The organism is Paenisporosarcina sp. NPDC076907, from assembly GCF_050269735.1.
In the GTDB taxonomy this organism is placed as follows: Bacteria; Bacillota; Bacilli; order Bacillales_A; family Planococcaceae; genus Paenisporosarcina.
Genome location: NZ_JBNNIX010000005.1, coordinates 152,671 through 172,713, shown reverse-complemented (window position 1 = coordinate 172,713; position 20,043 = coordinate 152,671). Strand labels below are relative to the sequence as shown.

Sequence of the window (20,043 nt, the reverse complement as noted above, 5' to 3'; positions counted from 1 at the left end):
TATGACCAAATCAGTTTTTTTAGGAGGGACTATATGGCTGCCAATTTGCTCAGCGTCGGCGTTTCTGCCATTATCATACTTAATATTTTTCTTGCCATTGTGTTAATTTTCCTTGAGCGCCGTGATGCCTCTTCAACTTGGGCATGGTTGATGGTCTTATTTTTCATTCCCATCCTTGGATTCCTTCTTTATTTGATGTTAGGTAGACAATTACGTAAAAAGCACTTATTCCGATGGGAAGGCCGCAGTAAAATCGGGATTGATAACTTAATAGATTATCAAATTGATGCTATTGAAGATGGAACTTTTGAATTTCGCCTTGACGATTCACAAGATTATCAAGACATGATTTATATGCATTTACGAAATAACCATGCTGTATTGACCCAGGACAATGCCCTGACGATCTACAATGATGGAAATGTAAAGTTTACTGCACTGTTGGAAGACCTTGAGCATGCAAAAGACCATATTCATATCCAATACTACATTTTCAGATTGGATGGACTGGGCAGACGCATCTACGATGTGCTAATTCGAAAAGCAAAGCAAGGTGTGAAAGTACGCTTGTTGTTTGATGATATGGGTTCTCGCGGAGTGCGTAAAAAACACTTCAAAGAGCTTATGGATTTAGGGGGCGAAGTGGAAGCATTTTTCCCTTCAATTATGCCGCTTGTAAATCCGCGACTAAACTACCGTAATCATCGTAAAATCGTAGTCATTGATGGCCGCGTAGGATATATCGGTGGATTTAACGTCGGTGACGAGTATTTAGGTTTGGATCGAAAATTTGGCTACTGGCGCGATACACATTTACGCATAGAAGGCAGCGCCCTTCATCCTTTACAAACTAGATTTATTTTGGATTGGAACCAGGCAGCTTCTAAGGTTGAGAATATTGAATATTCCGATCGTTATTTCCCAGCCATTCCGTTAAAAGGCTCCGTCGGCTTACAAATTGTTTCAAGTGGACCTGATTCAGAGTGGGAACAAATCAAAAATGGATATTTGAAATTAATTACGATGGCCAAGAAATACATTTATATTCAAACACCTTATTTTATTCCCGATGCGAGTTTTATGGATTCACTTCGCATCGCTTGTCTTTCAGGAATAGATGTTCGAATCATGATTCCAAATAAACCTGACCACATGTTTGTTTACTGGGCGACTTACTCTTATGTAGGAAATCTTATTAAAGCAGGGGCAAAAGTATATATTTACGATAATGGATTCCTACACACCAAGATGATTGTAGTTGATGATGAAGCATCCACGGTCGGCACTGCTAATATAGATGTCCGCAGCTTTAAATTGAACTTTGAAGTAAATGCCTTTATTTATGATCGGAATACATCCCATCAATTGGCTGAGCTGTTTGAGCAGGATATGTTATTGTCTCGAGAATTAACGTGGGAACTCTACGAGTCGCGGACACGTTTAATTAAAATGAAAGAATCCGTCTCAAGACTTCTATCACCGATTCTCTAATACTCAATTTATTGCGCAAACCGGCATGAAGACGATATTCGACTTCATGCTTTTTTCATGGCTTCTATTGCCGTTACCAGATGAAGCAAATGTATGCACTCCATCCGTTCTGTGCTATTATGTACGATGTAACAAAATAGGAAGAGGTTCGCAAACTCCCTCTATAAAAAACTAAGGTGAAAACTGTTGCTGACAATCACATTTTTTGTGCTTTATTAGCATCAACTCAGTTCATGATGCATACCCCGATTCGATTGGAGTGTGCCATTTTCATATTAATTTGTGATTTTTAAAACTGAATCACCTAAATAGAGATGTCGAATACTCATTCTTCAAAAGGAGAAATGAGCAATGAAACAAGAAAAAGCAGTTGTCGTCTTCAGTGGCGGCCAGGACAGTACGACATGTCTACTGTGGGCATTAACACAGTATGAAGAAGTGTATACCGTCACATTCGACTACGGTCAAAGGCATATTGAAGAAATAAAATGTGCTGAAGAAATTGCCAAGGAACTAAACGTTCCATTTAAAGTACTGGATATGACATTGATCAACCAGTTATCGGCAAATGCATTAACAAGAAGCGATATTGCAGTGACTGACGCAGCTGATGGTGAATTACCATCAACATTCGTTCCTGGAAGAAATCATTTATTCCTTTCATTTGCAGCCGTTTATGCTCAATCAATCGGAGCACGTCATATTATTACAGGCGTTTGTGAGACTGATTTCAGCGGATATCCGGATTGCCGTGATGTATTTGTAAAAGCACTTAACGTTTCCATTAACCTGGCCATGGATACTTCACTTGAATTCCAAACGCCATTAATGTGGTTAAACAAAGCCGAAACTTGGAAACTTGCAGATGACTTAGGTGCATTGGATTTCGTCCGCACCAAAACGCTTACTTGTTATGAAGGAGTCCGTGGCGATGGCTGTGGTGAATGTCCTTCATGTGTGTTGCGTAAAAATGGGTTAACGACTTATCTTGAAGAAAAACAAGGAAGTGCAGCCCAGTGATTCAGCAATTTTATCCACAAACACCTCATACTTACCGTTTTGAATTAAATAAAGATATGCATTTGTCTGCAGCGCATTTCATTCCACATGATGACGCAGGCAACTGTCAATATATGCACGGTCATACGTACTTTATCAACATCACCATTGCTGGTGACGAGTTGGATGAGATGGGTTTCCTCATTGATTTCAAAGTAATCAAGAATCTCATTCATAAAAAATATGATCATACGGTTCTGAACGATCATCCAGAATTCAAACTGAAAAACCCGACGACCGAACAAGTAGCTGAAACAATTTGGTCGACCATTCAACAAAAATTGAATACTTTATCGCACCAACCTAAATGTATTCAAGTAGTGGTGCGTGAAACTCCTACCAGCTATGTAGTTTATCGTCCAAAAGCGGAGGATCTGCTATGAAAATACCTGTAATGGAAATATTCGGACCGACTATACAAGGTGAAGGAATGGTCATCGGACAAAAGACGATGTTTGTCCGTACTGGCGGATGTGATTATTCGTGTTCATGGTGTGACTCCAAATTCACTTGGGATGGTACCGGGAAAAGCACAGCGATGAAACCAGAAGAAATCATTGCATCACTCAAAGAAATTGGTGGGGACGCTTTTTCCCATGTCACGATTTCAGGAGGGAATCCCGCTCTTCACAAAGGGTTGGGGGAATTTATCAACCTATGTCACGGACAAGGATGGAAAGTAGCCATTGAAACGCAAGGATCATTTTGGCAAGACTGGCTGACAGCGATTGATGATGTCACAATTTCACCAAAACCACCAAGCTCGCTAATGGTAACTGATTTCAACAAGCTTGATACATTCATGATGAATCTAAAAGACTCGCATATCAGTCTGAAAGTTGTCGTTTTTAATGAAGAAGACTTCAATTACGCAGAAATGATGCACATGCGTTATCCGGCAGTGCCTTTTTACTTGCAGGTCGGAAATGATGATGTATTTACCGTCGATGACCAAGCCTTGGTTTCGACTTTATTAACTCGATTTGAATGGCTGATTGATCGTGCCATGAAATCAACCATTATGAACGACGCAAAAGTGTTGCCCCAATTACACGCATTGGTTTGGGGAAATAAACGCGGTGTCTAACAAGGAGGAAGCAAAGATGCATGGTCGTCAAAAAGAAGACTTACAAGGAATCAATTTATTAGGTAATCAAAATGTACAATATGATTTTTCCTATAATCCAGGTGTTTTAGAATCATTCGATAACAAACATCCATATCGAGACTATTTCGTGAAATTCAATTGCCCTGAGTTCACTTCTTTATGTCCAATTACGAGCCAGCCTGACTTCGCTACGATTTATATCAGTTATATTCCCGATATTAAAATGGTCGAAAGTAAGTCACTTAAATTATATTTATTCAGCTTTAGAAATCATGGAGATTTCCATGAAGATTGTATGAACATCATTCTGAACGACTTGGTTGAACTGATGGACCCGCGCTATATTGAAGTTTGGGGCAAATTCACTCCTCGAGGCGGTATCAGCATCGACCCTTATACGAACTACGGAAAACCTGGTACGAAATACGAAGAGATGGCTACCCATCGTATGATGAATCACGATATGTATCCAGAAACGATTGATAATCGTTAATATAAGAATATGAAAAGACACTCAGAAATTTGAGTGTCTTTTTTATTTACACATACTCTGTGTGAGGTAAGGTAATTGGTTAATTGCTCCCAAATCGCGAAAGTTGCTCTCAAATTTGAAAAGTTGCTCCAAAATCAGTGAAAGTTGATCCCTTTTTCGAAAAGTTGCTCCAAAACTCGAAAGAAGGACACTATCGGCTAGCACGAATGTTATTCAAACCGAACCTTTACGCTCACCAAATCTTGAATGCTTCCATCATCGGCACTTCGTGTATAGACTCTTAATTCACCTGTAGGGGTAGCTGGCTTAAAGTCGAATTGAACATTTGTGGAGAACTCCGCATATTCCGGTCCGGCTGCCCTTGCTGTTATGCTTTTCTCCTTTGAAACCACATTTCCTTGTGTGTCCAATATGCTGTAAAGGACATTTGCTTCAAAAGCCCTCGCCATTCCTTGAATTAAGCTACCTGATTGAAGAATATCGCCTGGCAATGGACGTAGGACTACAATATTGCGAGACGCAGGTAACGGCATAAGCAAGCGATAGCCGAGATACAACACATTAGGTGAAAAGCCCGCCCGACGTTGATTCGCTCTAATGATTGCATCCAAAGAAACCCCAGTTTGACTCGAAATTCGCGATAATGAGTCTCCAGTTGATACTTCAAAAACGAAAGCGGGTACCCAAATCACTTGGTTTGCATAAATAAAATTTGAGTTCGCTATCTGTGAGTTAATGCCAAATAAAAGATCAGTTGACACAGAAAAACGTTGAGCTATAGAAAACAAAGTGTCGCTAGGAGAAACTACCTCATACACTTCATATTGAAAACCGAATCTTCCTCCTGGAATGATGAGTAATTGTCCCGGAAAAATCAATCCTGGATCTGTGAAAGGCGGGTACAAGGCATTGGCATGTTCAATTGCCGGGACTGTACTGTCAAAACGATTGGCAATGTTGTACAAAGTATCTCCAGGTTGAACGGTATAGACGTATTGAGTAATTTCACTAACAGCCATGAAAGACTCCTTTTAGTCCATCTTATACATTCCCGGTTAATGTGGTTCCAAAAAAAGTGCTTTCAACTAACGACCGAGAAAGCAACCTATCATAACTTCCATAAAAAAAAGAAGAGGAATGTGTCCTCTTCTTTTTTGTTTAGCTTTATGAACTTTTAAAAATCTAAATACTCTTCGAGCGTCTGGTTGTGTGTAAACATGTCCGTAGCAGGTTCTACTCCTACGTAACGGAAATGCCACGACTCGTGCATATAGCCTGTTATCGCTTCTTTTCCTAAAGGATAACGAAGAATAAATCCATACTTATGTGCATTATTTGCAACCCATTGGCCAGCTGGTGTATTTCCAAAAGTGACGGAAGCCCAGTGCTGTTCAAAGTTTTTCTCTCCAATATCAAACGCTAAACCAGTCTGATGTTCAGAGTACCCGGGACGCGCACTGTACTGATCTGCAGCTTGTTGTCCATCTTTTTCAACATATTGATTGTATAAAGCCTGTTGGCGTTCAAAAGGACGGAACGTGCTGAACGCTACAAGCTCAAAGCCATCAAGTTTTGCGGCAGCCGCCATCTGATTGAATGCTTCACGTGCTTTTGGATCTTCGCCTTTATTATAGTCACTCGGTAAAGGGTGGTGTTTGTTTGCAATAATTAATCCTTCTATAATTGTCGGGATTGTTGGATATTTTTGATTCGGTATATATTCATCGTTTGCTGGTTTTTCTACAGGTGGTGTTGGGCTTTCCTTAGGCTCATCTGGTGTTTTGAGTGGGGTTTCAGTCTTTTCCTGTTCCTTTGGAGGCAACTGTTCTTTTGGTGTTTCTGGTTTCTGCGGTTGCGTTGGATCTTCACCGCCTTCATCCACTGTTGTTACAGTGCTATCTGAAGTTTCAGGAGCATTGTGTGCGGATTCATCTATTTTTCGTTCGAAATTTAATGCTGATAAACTATTATCCAGATTCCAATTGTGTAATCCTATCCAAACCACCGGTGTAAGTAATAACAAGCTACCTACAATAACAGCAAGGATGATTGGCCATTTCTTTTTATCATTTTGATTAAAACGGTATTTTGGAGATTGCATGAGAAGCCTTCTTTCATTTTACTTACATTTATTTTACCATTAATTTGTTTGTAGATGACACCCATCAATATTTTTTCGCTATAATACATTAGACAATCGAAATAGATAAGAGGTTTCATTTATGATAAATTCGCAAAAATGGTTATCTACTAATTTCTTTGCCTTCTTTTTTACTTGGGGCGTATTCCTCCCCTTTTGGACAGGCTGGTTAATCACTGAAAAAGGACTTTCCGTTTCTCATGCAAGTCTAATTATGGGTGCAGGTATGCTCGCTCGTGCCGTATCTACCTTTGCGTTATTTCCTGCTGCCACGAAAATTTTCTCTCTTCGTTTAGTGATGGTGTGGACGGCATTTTTGTCTTTGTTGATCATGGCATTGTATATTCCCGCCAATACATTCGTGCCATTACTACTGATTACCATTGCTTTTAATTTTGTATATCCCAATTTGCTTCCTGCGATGGAAAGTAGCGCATCGGTATTAATTCAAAATGACCGAGTACATTACGGAAAAAGCCGATCCTTTGGTTCAATTGGCTATACGGTAGGTCTCCTACTTGTCGGAGCAGTTGTGGCTATATGGTCGGAACAGGCTATTCTATGGGTTATGTTGACTGGCCTTGCATTTATGTGGATATCCCATACTCGTCCGGCTCCTGTGTCCATCACCGTGAACCACAAGACAATTGATGGAGAAGACAAAAAATCCAATTTCAAAAGGCTACTTACTTCTAAACCTTTTGTAACTGTATTAATTTTGGCGATATTACTCCAAGGAGCTCATGCTTCCTATTACAACTTTGGTTATATCTATTTACAAGATCTTGGAGTGAACAGTTTATATATCGGGTTCGTTTTAAATGTCGCGGTTATTCTGGAAATTTTATTTTTTACTAGAGCTGACAAACTCTTCGCCAATACCAAAGTGTCTACCATGTTTTTGATTGCTGGGATTGGATCCACCATTCGTTGGGTCTTGATCTTTCTTTTCCCTAACGTCTGGGTTTTTAATATCTCACAGTTGTTTCACGCTGCTTCTTTTGGTGTGGCGCATTATGCCTTTATCCAGTATATTTCAAGGAGACTATCTCCAAGTGATATCCCTGCGGCTCAAGGAATGTATGCAGCATTTGCCTTTAGTTTAAGTACGGCTGTATTGACGTTGGCAGGCGGTTATTTATATGAAGTTGATCCAGGAGTCGCTTTCTTAGGAATGACGTTATGTTCTATTCCATCCATTGTGATTGTCCTGCTTACTAGAAAAAAATACTCATATTAAAAACTTTTTTTCATTCGACGGACAAAAAACTATCTTGTGATACGAATCATATAGTATCAAAATCGAGACGGGAGTGTGTGTCTACATGTCACGAATCTCAAAATTCGACGTGCTACAATTAATGCAACAATTGGATGAACTCTTAGAAAATCGTAAAGAAGATAGAAACAAAGACAAAAAACAGAAAAACGTTCGTAACCGTTAATGGTTACGAACGTTTTTTATTTGAGGACTCCACAAGCAATCCGATCACCAGAGTTCCCAGAAGGATCCGTCTTATAATCGTCGGCTTTTTCATGGATCACCAATGCACTTCCATCTTCATCAAGTAATGAATTGGACTTTCCTTTTTCCAGTGTCACATGCGGAGAAGTAATTTCTAAATCCACTTCGCCATTTTCGCCTACTGTCAAATTAGGAAGATCACCGGAATGATAGCCTTTTGGATTATCGAAACCATGCTGTTTATTCGTGGGATTTACGTGACTACCTGCAGTTGTAAATTTCGGGATATCACATTTTCCTACTTCATGAAAGTGAATCGCTTTTACTCCTGGAGTCATCCCTTTCAGCAACACATGAATTCTAACCCCAACTTCAGTTTCGGTTAACTCTGCAGTGCCTATTCCTTTACCAGTGGCATCTACTATCGTGGTAGCAAGCGAATGTTCAATCACACCACTAACGGGTATCGAAACATTTTGTTGGCTACATCCAGTAACAAGGATCGCCGCACATCCAATTATCCATTTTTTCATAAAAAAAACCTCCATGCAAATGACTTCTCATTAGCATGATGGCTTTAAATTAGGCAATTATACATTTAAAAAATAATTACTCCTAAAATGATAATAAATGCGATTGAAAAGAAAATAGACATTCCTTTCATCCATTTCGATTCCCGCTCAAATCCTTTTTCTTTAAAACTGGCAGCTCTAAATCCATTCGTTAAGGCAAACAATGCAGTCATAAACAATACAGATACATATAAATTTCCATTCATAATAAAAACTAAAGCAGCAATACTTACCGCAGTTATTAACAATCCCGCAACCCAATTACGTTTCATATCTGTCACTCCTAAAAAAAGTCGGTGCTCCATGCACCGACTTTTACTTGTTATTCTTCTAATGCTTTTTCAGGATGGTTCGAATAAAACTTGCGTCCTAGATAAGTTTGGAATATTAATAGTAAACCACCAACAGTCCAGTAAAGAGGCAATGCCGACATCGATGTAAATGAAACGAACATAATCATGATTGGCGAAATATACACAAACATTTTCATTTGTTGTTTTTGTTGTTCCGGAACTGTCCATAGAGACACTTTCGCTTGTAGGAAGTATACGGCACCTGCAATCAAAGTCATGATAATGTCCGGCGAGCCGAGACTATACCATAGGAATTGATGACTCTTTACATCTGGAGAATGCAGGATCGCAAAATAAAGTCCCATAATGATTGGCATTTGTACCAACATCGGCAAGCAACCCATGTTCAATGGATTTACATTATGCTTACGGTAAAGGCCCATCATCTCTTGTTGCAACTTCATTTGCTCTTCTTTATCTTTAGATGCTTTAATTTTCTTTTGGATTTCGTCCATTTCAGGCTTCATTGCATCCATTTTGACTTTCATGCCTTGTTGAGTTTTATAGTTACGAAGCATTAAAGGCATTAAAACAAGTCGTATTAAAATTGTGATTGCAATAATTGCCAAGCCGAAACTTCCGTTGAATAAATCCCCAAAGAAATTAAGTAAAAAGTCGAAGGGTTTTACAAATATACTGTAGAAGTACCCTTCTTTGTTTTCAACACCTGAACACCCACTTAAAAGAACAGCAGCCATTACAAGCATAGTTAGTAATCCAATTTTTTTCTTCACTAGGTTCACACCTTCATCTTTTAAACTATAGAAAAGTATACCTTATATGACTACTACTTTTCAAATCCATAGAAAAAAGAGTCGTTGTCAGCGACTCTTTAAACGGTTGTCGGTAATGAAAAACGAAAATACTCATGCTCTTTTTGATCACGGAATTGTTTTGGTGTTACTTCTGTATACTTCTTAAATATGCGGGTGAAATAACTTTGGTTGCAAAAATGATATTGCTTTGAAATCGCTGAAATACTTTTGTTTGTATGTCTCAAATAGTATTGAGACTCCTCCACACGTCTTACATTTAGATATTCTACCAGTGTAATTCCTACATGTTCCCGGAAAATTCGGGATAAATGGCTCGTGCTTACCTGGAAGTGTTTAGCTATATCCTCTACCGATAGCTCAGACTCCACTTCATCATTAATGAATAAAATGACTTTATTAACTGTTTGATGGCTGAATGTCGGTTGTTTTCTTTCGGAAATAACGGACACAAAAAAATCAATTAAATCATCTGCAAATTGCAGAAATGATGCATCATTCATATGAAGATCAATCATATCGATACATGCTGCATTAAAAGCAAAAGCCTTTTTCGAAGGTACTTGGTTTTCATACAATTTTCTCGCCATTATGGATGACAGTACACTGAAATAATTTTTCACTCCACGAATCGTCTGCTTCCCGGCTCTCAGTGATATCCGATCAATAATGAGATGCAAGGTTTTCTTTGCCTGTTCCGTTTCCAAATGGTGAATTTCATACAAAAGTTTTGCTTCTAATTCAAAGAAATCTTCTATTCCTTCGAACTGAGAGGATATCTCAATTTCACTCATATATTTTTCAGCTATTGTTTCACTGCCACTTAATTGTTTTTGCTGCATAAAAACTCACCATCTTTCGTTACAATACGCAAGGGCGTATTTCACCATTATTAGTTAACTATATAATGAAAATTCTTTTATGAAAATAGGTTTATTAATTTCTTCATGAAAAAAATTAATCTGAAATATTAGGTATTTTCTCACGAATATATGACAAACTTCTTCGAATTTCGCAAATGACGTTTTTGTATATTATTGATTTAGCAAATTTATACAATTAATCTCACGAACTTGTCTTATACAATTTCATTAATTGGAACTAGTAATTCGATATGTCTTTCTAGGATTTTAACGTCTATAGGGGTTGTACATCCTTCATCCCCATCTAAATTGCAACTCAATTCAGGAGTAGTTTCAATCCTTGCTTTCTTAGTTTTAATGACAATGACGTCCGGATCTTTTTCTAACTTGCCACGTAATATAGCGGAAGCCATGCGAAGGAAAGCAGGGATTCCTGCACTTTTCACAATAAACACATGTAATAGACCATCATCTGTTTCTGCTTTGGGTGCAAGTTTTTCAAAACCACCTACAGAATTGGTGAGTGCAGCCAGAACGATGACCGCATTTCCTTTCCATGTACCATGATCATGTTCAACTGATACTTCTGTTTCTTCGTCAGATGTTAAAGCCTTCACGCCTTCAATCAAGTAAGCGAGTGCCCCTAATTTTGTTTTTTGTTCAATTGATACGTGCGAAACGTTTTCAGCTATTCTTCCTACTGCCAAGATATTCATAAAGAATTTATTTTGGGCTTTTGCAATATCTGCAAAACGTGGTTCGGCTGTTTTCAAGGCTTCAATTGCCTCGGCTGGATTCAAAGGAATTCCGAGTGCTCTGGCAAAATCGTTTACTGTCCCTAAAGGAATGAATGAAAAAAGTGGTCGATGTTCTTGCTCTGCCAACCCATTTACTGCCTCATTTATTGTGCCATCCCCACCCATAGCTGTTACAAGATGATATTTTTCCATACAGGCTTGTCGAGCAAAGTCCGTCGCATCGCCTTCCCCTTGCGTTTCCTTGACATGAACCTCATATCCCATTTCTTGTAAGGTTTCAATTGTTTGTTCTTTATATGTTCCTGCTAACTCTTTACCAGATGAGGGATTTAAAATAAACATGGCTTTTTTCAAGGAAAATGCCTCCTTTGTATTCTTGCTTTATATGGTAAAATAGTAAAAATAGAAGTTCGGTAAAAATGAGGTGCAGTCAATGGACACAAAAACAATTAATGAAATCATGGAAGTTATTCAAGAGTTTTTTCCAGAGCAAGCATCCATTGCGATATCCAATACACGTGAATATGTGTATTATCAACCAAGTAAAAGAATTGATTTAAAAATACTACCAGGTGATTCGATAAAAGAAGGAACTGCCACACACAAAGCTCTCATATATGGACAAAAAGTAAACGAGTTTATTGATCCGGATATTTTTGGCGTCTCCTATTATGGAATGAGTATCCCCATTATTGAAGAAGGTAAAACCAAGGGTGCTGTCACTGCTATTCTCCCCCATCAGCCCTCTCCTTTTTTAAGTCAATATATGACGATTAAAACGGAAGAGAATTGGTATCCAATTAAGCATGAACAAGTCATATTTTTGGAAACCCAGCTAAGAAAAACGTTTGTTAAAACGGAAGTTAAAGAAGGATATCACCGCTTAAATTTAAGCGAACTGGAATTATTTCTTTCATCGGAAACTTTTATCAGATGTCACCGTTCATACATAGTCAACATTGCATTTATTAAAGAAATCCAACCTGATTCCCATTCTACTTTTTTATTGGAAATGACGGATGGAACGAGAATTCCAGTCAGTCAGCGGTATGCAAGTTATTTCCGTCGATCACTCGGATTTTAATAAAAGTCCGTTCAACATTCGTTGGAACGACATATTACTCAAAATAAGCCCCCACATAATACTTTTGTCCCTAGAGGCATTCATAAAAAAAAGAAGGTTACGCTCGCATGAAGCGTAGCCTTCTTTTTACAGATTTTTACTATCTAATTTATCTTCAGTTGCTGAAGTTGAATCTGTTTTTTTCTTGTTATCCTGAACTTCTTGATTGAAATATTGAACACTTGTAATAGCACCTTCATCTAACATTTTATTGTCTTCAATATCATGAGGTTCTGAGTGACCTACTTTGGTCATATCCGTTTTATTCAATTTTTGTGATTCCAAATACGAATTCACTTTTGTTTTTGTATTATTGAAAGCAACCAGTGCTTTTTCACGATTTTCCGGATTACTAAAGTACGCATATGCACCTGCTGCCAGTCCAGCTAGCAGTAGTGAACGATTATTTCCTCTTGCCATTGTCATCATTCCTCCAAAAAGTTTAATTTCTTCTGATACTCATATAGATACCCGTTATTACTAATTTCAACACTTTTATATGGTGACAAATTGATTACAAATTCATAATTTCTTCAACATCATATCGACATGAGGAATACCATCTTCGTCATATTCTTCCGAAATCTCCTCAAAACCGAAGGAGCCATAAAAACTCCTTAAATATGTTTGTGCTTGTAATTGAACTTCGTCCATTGGCCATTTATCACGGCTGAAGGAAATGGCCTGTTCCATCAATTGTTTGGCCAAACCTCTTCCACGTGCATTTTTGTTGACGATCACTCTTCCGATTGATATTCGGTCATATTTTATTCCTGCAGGCAAAATACGCGCATATGATAGCAGTTCGCCATTGTCAATATAAGCAAGATGATATGAATCTATGTCGTACCCATCTATCTCTTGATATGGACATGACTGTTCCACGACAAATACATTTACACGCAATTGTAAGTATGTATAAAGTTCCGTTGTTGATAACTCTTGAAATGATTTGATTGTCCACATTTTTTTCACTCCCTATGTGGATATTATTCCACAGCTATGGCATAGAAGTGAAATGTTTGGTATGATAGCTGAAAGAATTTTGAGGTGAGACGATTTGATACGAGCGATGAAACAAGACGATATTGCTGCGGTACAGCAAATCGCTAAAATCAGTTGGCATGATACGTATGAAGGTATTATTCCTGGGGACATTCAAAATCTATTTATTGAACGGGCATATTCCAATGCCATGATGATGAAACGTTTAGAAAAAACATCTGTTTATGTCGCTATTCATGATGAAGAAATTATTGGTTTTGCCAATTTTACTCGTGTAGATGAAGATGGCGATGCAGAACTGACTGCCATCTATTTATTACCTTCTCATCAACATTTAGGGTACGGAAAAAAGCTATTAAATGAAGGACTGCAACATATTCAAGACGCTCAACAATTATTTGTATACGTCGAAAGCGAAAATCAAAAAGGTCGTGCGTTCTATGAACGTAACAATTTTACATGTATAGAAGAGTTCGATGAATTTTTTGAAGGTCATCCTTTATCCACAGCTAAATATGTTTACTACCTAAAAACGCCTGTTAACAGTTAATGTTAACAGGCGTTTTTTGTGTTTTTATAATGGTTGTTGAGGTTGATTTTGCACTTCATTGTTATAGTATGGATCTTCTACATACTGAACTGGTGTTTTACGAACGAAACACATAATCGCTGCGATGTAGAATAAAATTGGTGCCAATAGTAGTATTCCTGACAGTAATCCCGCAAAGATGAACATGATTCCTGCCGCTTTTGGACTCTTATTTTTGGAAACTTTCACGACGCCCAAGATACTTAATATGATACTGATAAGTAATGTTACAACTACTACCCATCCTACTACACCTACTACTTCAATACCGACATCCACAGCATCATTAAAAACTGCAATATCTTCAGGTGTCATGTTTGGATCGGACAATACAATTTCCTCTTCAAACATTTGTTTTAATTCATCTGTGTTCGCATTAGATGCTCCCATTACTGCGAGTGTGACGAAAATTAAAAAGATGATATTTAATATAGTTCCGATAACTCCTAATGCTACTTCTCCTGCTCTACTCAAAGCAATCACCTCTTTACATGTATTTACTATATTATGTACGAACCAAACGGATTATGGTTACATAAATTTAACTTTCCCTACATAAATTATGAATAAACCTGTTTAAAGTAAGATTACGCGGGTACATATCTACTAACACCAACAACATCAAAATGAAAGGAGCAGATGCACGATGGAAAAGAAACTAGTATTCAGTCAATCAGATTTCATGTACACAATGGTAGGTGCTTCAGTTTTAACAGGATTTTTATTTATTTTTACTCAAATGTGAGGGATAACTTATATGACGCAGAAGACTTAAAAGGCAACCCACTAATTGTAATTAGCGGATTGCCTTTTTATTATGCTTTAAGATCTTCATATTCATCAGACTGGTTGAATGCTGTCACAACATATGAACAAACAGCTTCCATTTTGTATCTTTTTTCACGAGCATAATTAGCTGAACGATCGAGTAATTGCTTAGCCACCCCTTGGCCACGTAGTGATGGAGAAACAAATGTATGATCCATCACCATTACATCCCCTAGCAACGTCCAAGTAATTTCCCCTAAAGTCTTACCATCTTTTTCATACACAAAAGCATATGCATCATGACCTAATTCTTTATACTGTAACTCCATACCCATCACTCCTTTTTTTCAGTGTAGCATAACTTACTCTTTCAACGAAAGCGGGCGAAGAGAAGCTTCAATTTGTTCACGTCGCGACTCTAAAAATGGTGGTAAGGCAAGGGTTTCACCTAACGTCTCCATTGACTCATCTGTTGCAAACCCTGGCTCATCCGTTGCCAATTCATACAGTATTCCATTCGGTTCACGGAAATAAATCGATTTAAAGTAGTAGCGATCCACTTTGCCAGATGTCATAAATCCTTTAGAACGGAGTAATTCTTCCCATCTATCATAGTCTTCAAATGTTTTTACGCGGAATGCTACATGATGAACGCTCCCTCGCCCCGGTCGTTCCATTGGCAAATCAGGTCGTTCTTCAATATGCACTTCAGACGCAGGACCACCTTCACCTGTAGAGAAAACCGTAATTTCAGGCATCCCTTCAATAACTGATGGATACGAACCTACCTTTTTAAATCCCAAAACTTCAGTCAATACGAGTTGTGTTTGTTCAGCTTTGCGAACTGTTAAAGTGACATGACCTAACCCAACCACTGCAAATTCTTCAGCAATGCTAGATTTGGTCCACGGAATCCCATAAGGCACTCCTTTTCCATCATCAACAACCAACATAAGTCTAGATCCCTCGAAGTCTTCAAAATACAGTGTTTTTCTTCCGAAACTTTCAATCACTTCTTCAAAATGAACGTTGTATTCAGTGAATCTTTCTTTCCAATAAGCCAAGGCCTCTTCACTTTTCACACGAAATGCCGTGTTACTGATACTTGATACGCCAGGTACTGTCTTTGCTGCGTGAGGTATATCGAAATAAGTCATATCTGTTCCAGGTGTACCTACTGCATCCGCATAAAACAGATGATATGACGATGTATTATCTTGATTTACACTTTTTTTCACGAGTCGCATTCCTAGAATACGTGTAAAGAAATCGAAGTTTTTTTCAGCGTTTGCTGTTATTGCTGATACATGGTGAATACCTGCCAATTCCATATTTATTCCTCCAGAATCATAATATCTCGAATTCGAGATATTTTTTCTTTTAGTTTATCACGCATTTTAAGGATGTGCAATTCTTCTGTTTCAATGAAGAAAACCTCCACATGGGAGGCTTTTCATCTAATTAAATAGTGAACGAATGGAATCAATCAAATTATTGAAGAAGTTTTTAACACTTTGCCAAAAACCTTCATTTTCTACAATGTTGCCGATTTTGTCTTCAATTGTTTTGCTTAAATCATTTAATTGATCTGACCACTTACTGAAATCGATATCCAGTTGGCGAATACGATCCATTAAATCAATTAATAATTGACGGTCTTCTGGATTTAACTCAATTTGAAGTTTCGTTAATTGTTCTTGGACAATCTTTTCGACTTCTTCTTTAGTTGCCGGGTTTTGTTCTGCGATATCTTTCTTAATTTCCGTTAGGAGTTCACTGACTTTCGCTTCATCTATTCCAGACTTATCAGCTAAAATGGTTGCCACCGAAAGTTCTTCATTCGCTACATCCGTACGCTCTTTATCCAATTTTTCTCCACTGACTTCATATGCTTTGTAAATTCCTACCAAAGCAGAGTGTCCCGTTACTTTCTTTGGTGCAGCCACTTCAACTGTTGCATCTTCAATTCCAGCAGTTAACATTGCATTTTCGTACATTTCAGCAGTAACTTGAGTGATGTTTTCTTCAGTCACAATTTTGATGACTAAGCCTTTGCCCGCATCCTCACGTGTAATTTTCGCAGATGAAAACATTCGGGCTTTTGAATCCCCATCTTTAATATACTTCACGAGATCCTCGCCAGTTACTGAAATTTCCTCTACTTCGCTTTCACTTGTCACTTTAAGACTGTCTTTAACACTTTGTTTTTCTGCTTCAGTTAAATCTGCTCCATAAACGACGATTGGCATGCCAAATTTCTCATTAATTGCATTCCCGGACGACGAAGAACCAGTGCTGGCCAAAGCTCCAGAAGGCAGTAACAAAGAGGCAGCCAGTAGAAGTGACGCAAAGCGGACAATATTCTTTTTCATTCATATTTCTCCTCTCAGAACGATTTTTCTTTTTTAAAATGGGTCAAGCCATTCTGTCTATGAATATGCTTCCCTTTTGATAATACGACGAAAAGGCACAAAAAGTTTCGGAGAGTTTGATGTCTCCATTCTTCTTGTGCCCCTTGAAGGAATATTTTAAACTTAAATGTCAGATTTGACCAAAGTCCAACCATCTTTTTGTTCGATTTTCTTTTCTTTCATTAACTTTCCTAATGCACGTTTAAAAGAAGCTTTGCTCAAATTGAACATGTCGTAAATTTCATCTGGAGATGATTTATCCGTAAATGGCATTTTACCGCCAACATCCTGCAAGTAACGGTACAGTGTTTCTGCGTCATCCATCAAACGTTCCTGTTTACGTGGCAACATCGAGCCATTCAATGAGCCATCCTCTTTCACACCAATCACCCGAATATCAACTTCTTCACCTATACGTGGTTCAGCCATTTGTTCCGTGTGGTGAACAAACACTCTGTACCCTTGAGGAACGCTGATGAAAAACGATCCGATTGGCAATAAGCGGTATGCTCTAGCTTTCAAATTTTCGTTCATTACTGATGTCGGTGCTTCCACGAACGTTTCAGCTACGCGATCTTCGGTTGCCAGTCGACCGAATAAGTCTCCTTTAAAATCGGTTCTCAATGTCATGTATAAATGATCACCAGTTTTTGGCCATAGCTCTTTTAATAATGGCAAGTCAGATGGTTTCACAATTACTTCACGTGAACTGCCGATATCGACAACTGCACCTTCACGCTCGTCCATTTTAATAACTCTTGCCCATCCGTAAGTACCTTTTGTGATATGTGGCAATGTGGAAGTTGCACTTAAATTGCCACGACGGTCTTTAAATAAAAATACTTTAATTGTATCGCCTTCCTGAACTCCTTCAGGTGCTTCAGATCCATTGATTGGTACTTCAATTTCACCATTGGATAATATCCATTTAGAAGATTCCTGTGACTTTATCTGTAAGTCAACAATTTCTCCAGATACCATTTCGCTCATAGCGGACACTCCTTTCGCTTTTTCCTATTCTGATTGTTGCTGTTCTTTAAGTTCTTCTAGTTTTTGAAGAAAGTCAGGGTTCTCTTCCATCGCTTGAATCAAGTCTGCAATACGATCGATTGAATTCCAGCTCAAATGATGTTCTATTCCCTCTACATCTTCATATATTTTGTCTTCCTGTACGCCAATTAAACGCAAAAATTGTTCCAACAAATCATGACGCTGAACCAACCGTTTTCCTAATTTTAACCCTTTAGGTGTTAACGTCAGACCTCGGTAACGTTCATATATCAAGTATCCATCTTTGTCGAGTTTTTGAACCATTTTCGTTACAGAAGAAGGAAGAACTGAAAGAGATTCAGCGATATCCGATACACGTGCATATCCTTTTTGCTCAATCAGCATATAGATTTGTTCAATATGGTCTTCCATACTAGGTGTCGGCATCACTCTGTTCCTCTCTTTCCATAGCTTATATAAGTGTACTATAGTCGCTTATCGTTCTCAATGAATAACGAAAACGAAACAACCAGCTCCAAATCGACTCTTGAAATGCTGGATTACTAACGCAGAGACTCCAAAAAGGAGTTAGTTTTAATGCGTAATCTCCTATATATGTAAAATGGGCAAGATATGAGTGCCGAAACATACAAAAAACAACTAAATATTAATAAATTTCGTTTCGATGGTTTATCAATAAAATATCAAGGGTACCTTACTAATATCAAAGCATTAACGCAGAGAGGATGAGCTTGAATGGGTAGAATGTTATGGATGATCATCGTCGTATTATTAGTTATTTGGTTATTAGGACTTGTATTTAAAATTGGCGGCGGTCTAATTCACTTGATTTTATTAATTGCAGGTATCATTTTAGTCGTACAATTAGTTACGGGTAAACGAAAACTGTAACAAAAGGGATGTCCGTATAATGCGGACATCCCTTTTGTATGTTATTTGATTTTAGCGTAAACACACGTATCACGAATATATTTCCCATCCGCAGATAACCCCTCTTGCTTCAGGATTCCTTCTAACGTAAAATTCAATCGTTCAGCCACAGCCCGGCTTCGCACGTTATCTGTATCACAGCGAATTTCCACTCTTCTGGCTCCAAACTCTTCAAAAGCAAATTCCGTCAGACGTTCAGCCGCTTCCGTCATATAGCCTTTTCCTTCAAAACGACTGTCCAACCAATACCCGATTTCCACTTTTGGAATGTCCCAATTGATGCGATGAAACCCGCTTGACCCAATAAATTCACCGGTTTCTTTTAAAAACAAATGAAGACGCAAATCTTTTCTAGTCACGAAATCAGCAACTGCTTGTCTTGTATTTTCTGTTGTGTCTTCGATTTTCTGATGGTTTTGAGCCCAGGGCATCCAAGGTTTTAATGCTTTATGGGATATTTGAACACTTTCCCAAACAAGAGGTGCATCTTCAACTTTCGGTGCACGGATGAAAAGTCTTTCTGATTCAAATGATTCCGGAAACGTACGCATCGCGACATGGACTTTCGATTCCGATTGGTCCGTTGCTTGCTGATCATCCCATAATACTGGTGTAGTTGTGCCTTCCATAAAGTCTTCCCGAGTAATTCCATACGTGATGGCATCATAGTAAGAATTCTCTTTTGGAGAAAACCATGCTTTACGAAGATGGCCTTCTTTAACAAATCCCGCGCGTTCAAACGTTTTGCGCATCGCAAAGTTATCTTGACGCGTGTGACCTTCCACGCGGATTTTCTTTTCAGGCAAATTGAATACGTATTCCGCCACTTTCGTTAAAGCAGCAGGACCATATCCATGACCACGATGACTTTCAGCAATCCTCAAGTCAAATACCGGGATTTCATCCTGCAAATCAAATACTTTCACAATGCCCACTTTTTGCTGTTCATCATTTTCGACCCAGAACGTTTTAACTTCGTCTGATTCATACCCGCCCTCTTCAATGGTCTTTTCAATAATTTCTCTTGCTGGATTGGAATTCCCGTGAAATGGCCAAGCATTGGTAGTCATGAAATGTATCAATTGTTCTTGTTCTTCCATTGTCCATTCTGTTAGTCGCATGCTCTTCCCC

The 20,043-nt window shown here is 38.3% G+C and carries 25 protein-coding genes and 1 riboswitch; of the genes, 9 read left to right on the top strand and 16 right to left on the bottom strand.

The window, feature by feature from the left end:
• The first annotated feature begins 33 nt into the window (after positions 1 to 33).
• From cls to queF, 5 genes are all read left to right on the top strand, one after another.
• Positions 34 to 1,491: a cardiolipin synthase gene (gene cls / locus ACQKEV_RS15205; RefSeq protein ID WP_427447152.1), complete on the top strand. Its 1,458-nt coding sequence runs from the start codon at positions 34 to 36 to the stop codon at positions 1,489 to 1,491.
• 137 nt (positions 1,492 to 1,628) lie between these two features.
• Positions 1,629 to 1,672, top strand: a riboswitch (PreQ1 riboswitch).
• Positions 1,673 to 1,842: 170 nt separating this feature from the next.
• Positions 1,843 to 2,511, top strand: coding sequence for a 7-cyano-7-deazaguanine synthase QueC (queC, locus tag ACQKEV_RS15200; protein ID WP_427447154.1), 669 nt, complete (start codon positions 1,843 to 1,845; stop codon positions 2,509 to 2,511).
• Positions 2,508 to 2,933: a 6-carboxytetrahydropterin synthase QueD gene (gene queD, locus ACQKEV_RS15195; protein WP_427447155.1), complete on the top strand. Its 426-nt coding sequence runs from the start codon at positions 2,508 to 2,510 to the stop codon at positions 2,931 to 2,933. The genes queC and queD overlap by 4 nt, the downstream gene beginning before the upstream one ends.
• Entirely contained in the window at positions 2,930 to 3,637 is a 708-nt protein-coding gene (gene queE, locus ACQKEV_RS15190; protein ID WP_427447158.1) for a 7-carboxy-7-deazaguanine synthase QueE, read from the top strand. Before queD ends, queE begins: the two co-directional genes overlap by 4 nt.
• 16 nt (positions 3,638 to 3,653) lie before the next feature.
• On the top strand, positions 3,654 to 4,151 hold the full coding sequence (gene queF, locus ACQKEV_RS15185; RefSeq protein WP_427447160.1) for a preQ(1) synthase: 498 nt from the start codon (positions 3,654 to 3,656) through the stop codon (positions 4,149 to 4,151).
• A gap of 209 nt (positions 4,152 to 4,360) precedes the next feature.
• Here the strand turns inward: queF and ACQKEV_RS15180 are convergent, their stop codons facing one another.
• Positions 4,361 to 5,170 (bottom strand): LysM peptidoglycan-binding domain-containing protein, encoded by an 810-nt coding sequence (locus ACQKEV_RS15180; RefSeq protein WP_427447161.1) that lies wholly within the window; start codon positions 5,168 to 5,170, stop codon positions 4,361 to 4,363.
• A 155-nt stretch (positions 5,171 to 5,325) separates the two neighbouring features.
• Positions 5,326 to 6,252, bottom strand: a complete 927-nt coding sequence (locus ACQKEV_RS15175; RefSeq protein ID WP_427447162.1) for a D-alanyl-D-alanine carboxypeptidase family protein — start codon at positions 6,250 to 6,252, stop codon at positions 5,326 to 5,328.
• Between the two features lie 121 nt (positions 6,253 to 6,373).
• On the opposite strand from ACQKEV_RS15175, the gene ACQKEV_RS15170 reads away from it, so the two are divergent.
• Positions 6,374 to 7,531 carry a 3-phenylpropionate MFS transporter gene (locus tag ACQKEV_RS15170; protein WP_427447163.1) on the top strand — a complete coding sequence of 386 codons (1,158 nt, stop codon included), beginning with the start codon at positions 6,374 to 6,376 and terminating at the stop codon, positions 7,529 to 7,531.
• A 221-nt stretch (positions 7,532 to 7,752) separates the two neighbouring features.
• Here the strand turns inward: ACQKEV_RS15170 and ACQKEV_RS15165 are convergent, their stop codons facing one another.
• The 5 genes from ACQKEV_RS15165 to ACQKEV_RS15145 all read right to left on the bottom strand — a co-directional run bounded on the left by ACQKEV_RS15165 (position 7,753) and on the right by ACQKEV_RS15145 (position 11,429).
• Positions 7,753 to 8,289, bottom strand: a complete 537-nt coding sequence (locus tag ACQKEV_RS15165) for a superoxide dismutase family protein (RefSeq protein ID WP_427447165.1) — start codon at positions 8,287 to 8,289, stop codon at positions 7,753 to 7,755.
• A gap of 65 nt (positions 8,290 to 8,354) precedes the next feature.
• Positions 8,355 to 8,600 carry a hypothetical protein gene (locus ACQKEV_RS15160; RefSeq protein ID WP_427447166.1) on the bottom strand — a complete coding sequence of 82 codons (246 nt, stop codon included), beginning with the start codon at positions 8,598 to 8,600 and terminating at the stop codon, positions 8,355 to 8,357.
• Positions 8,601 to 8,650: 50 nt separating this feature from the next.
• Positions 8,651 to 9,415, bottom strand: a complete 765-nt coding sequence (gene yidC, locus ACQKEV_RS15155) for a membrane protein insertase YidC (protein ID WP_427447167.1) — start codon at positions 9,413 to 9,415, stop codon at positions 8,651 to 8,653.
• Between the two features lie 98 nt (positions 9,416 to 9,513).
• Positions 9,514 to 10,296, bottom strand: a complete 783-nt coding sequence (locus ACQKEV_RS15150) for a helix-turn-helix transcriptional regulator (protein WP_427447168.1) — start codon at positions 10,294 to 10,296, stop codon at positions 9,514 to 9,516.
• 236 nt (positions 10,297 to 10,532) lie between these two features.
• Positions 10,533 to 11,429 (bottom strand): diacylglycerol/lipid kinase family protein, encoded by an 897-nt coding sequence (locus ACQKEV_RS15145; protein ID WP_427447170.1) that lies wholly within the window; start codon positions 11,427 to 11,429, stop codon positions 10,533 to 10,535.
• A gap of 79 nt (positions 11,430 to 11,508) precedes the next feature.
• Between ACQKEV_RS15145 and ACQKEV_RS15140 the strand changes: the two genes are divergently transcribed.
• Positions 11,509 to 12,159: a LytTR family DNA-binding domain-containing protein gene (locus tag ACQKEV_RS15140; protein WP_427447171.1), complete on the top strand. Its 651-nt coding sequence runs from the start codon at positions 11,509 to 11,511 to the stop codon at positions 12,157 to 12,159.
• Positions 12,160 to 12,285: 126 nt separating this feature from the next.
• Here the strand turns inward: ACQKEV_RS15140 and ACQKEV_RS15135 are convergent, their stop codons facing one another.
• Both ACQKEV_RS15135 and ACQKEV_RS15130 read right to left on the bottom strand, forming a co-directional pair.
• Positions 12,286 to 12,618, bottom strand: a complete 333-nt coding sequence (locus tag ACQKEV_RS15135; protein ID WP_427447173.1) for a hypothetical protein — start codon at positions 12,616 to 12,618, stop codon at positions 12,286 to 12,288.
• Between the two features lie 102 nt (positions 12,619 to 12,720).
• The gene (locus tag ACQKEV_RS15130; RefSeq protein ID WP_427447175.1) at positions 12,721 to 13,164 is read right to left on the bottom strand and encodes a GNAT family N-acetyltransferase; all 444 of its coding nucleotides are present in this window, start codon (positions 13,162 to 13,164) and stop codon (positions 12,721 to 12,723) included.
• A 106-nt stretch (positions 13,165 to 13,270) separates the two neighbouring features.
• On the opposite strand from ACQKEV_RS15130, the gene ACQKEV_RS15125 reads away from it, so the two are divergent.
• Positions 13,271 to 13,753, top strand: a complete 483-nt coding sequence (locus ACQKEV_RS15125; RefSeq protein ID WP_427447178.1) for a GNAT family N-acetyltransferase — start codon at positions 13,271 to 13,273, stop codon at positions 13,751 to 13,753.
• 24 nt (positions 13,754 to 13,777) lie between these two features.
• Here the strand turns inward: ACQKEV_RS15125 and ACQKEV_RS15120 are convergent, their stop codons facing one another.
• The 6 genes from ACQKEV_RS15120 to mntR all read right to left on the bottom strand — a co-directional run bounded on the left by ACQKEV_RS15120 (position 13,778) and on the right by mntR (position 18,408).
• A complete protein-coding gene (locus tag ACQKEV_RS15120) occupies positions 13,778 to 14,275 on the bottom strand; it encodes a DUF4064 domain-containing protein (RefSeq protein ID WP_427457953.1) in 498 nt (165 codons plus the stop codon).
• A 332-nt stretch (positions 14,276 to 14,607) separates the two neighbouring features.
• On the bottom strand, positions 14,608 to 14,889 hold the full coding sequence (locus ACQKEV_RS15115) for a GNAT family N-acetyltransferase (RefSeq protein ID WP_427447181.1): 282 nt from the start codon (positions 14,887 to 14,889) through the stop codon (positions 14,608 to 14,610).
• 33 nt (positions 14,890 to 14,922) lie between these two features.
• Positions 14,923 to 15,891: a ring-cleaving dioxygenase gene (locus tag ACQKEV_RS15110; RefSeq protein WP_427447183.1), complete on the bottom strand. Its 969-nt coding sequence runs from the start codon at positions 15,889 to 15,891 to the stop codon at positions 14,923 to 14,925.
• 126 nt (positions 15,892 to 16,017) lie between these two features.
• Positions 16,018 to 16,932 carry a DUF1002 domain-containing protein gene (locus tag ACQKEV_RS15105; RefSeq protein ID WP_427447185.1) on the bottom strand — a complete coding sequence of 305 codons (915 nt, stop codon included), beginning with the start codon at positions 16,930 to 16,932 and terminating at the stop codon, positions 16,018 to 16,020.
• Positions 16,933 to 17,094: 162 nt separating this feature from the next.
• A complete protein-coding gene (locus ACQKEV_RS15100; RefSeq protein ID WP_427447186.1) occupies positions 17,095 to 17,961 on the bottom strand; it encodes a CvfB family protein in 867 nt (288 codons plus the stop codon).
• Positions 17,962 to 17,985: 24 nt separating this feature from the next.
• Positions 17,986 to 18,408, bottom strand: a complete 423-nt coding sequence (gene mntR, locus ACQKEV_RS15095; protein WP_427447187.1) for a transcriptional regulator MntR — start codon at positions 18,406 to 18,408, stop codon at positions 17,986 to 17,988.
• Positions 18,409 to 18,717: 309 nt separating this feature from the next.
• Between mntR and ACQKEV_RS15090 the strand changes: the two genes are divergently transcribed.
• On the top strand, positions 18,718 to 18,873 hold the full coding sequence (locus tag ACQKEV_RS15090) for a lmo0937 family membrane protein (protein ID WP_269925842.1): 156 nt from the start codon (positions 18,718 to 18,720) through the stop codon (positions 18,871 to 18,873).
• Positions 18,874 to 18,914: 41 nt separating this feature from the next.
• On the opposite strand, the gene ACQKEV_RS15085 is transcribed toward ACQKEV_RS15090, so the two are convergent.
• Positions 18,915 to 20,033, bottom strand: coding sequence for a GNAT family N-acetyltransferase (locus ACQKEV_RS15085; protein ID WP_427447189.1), 1,119 nt, complete (start codon positions 20,031 to 20,033; stop codon positions 18,915 to 18,917).
• Positions 20,034 to 20,043 lie beyond the last annotated feature (10 nt).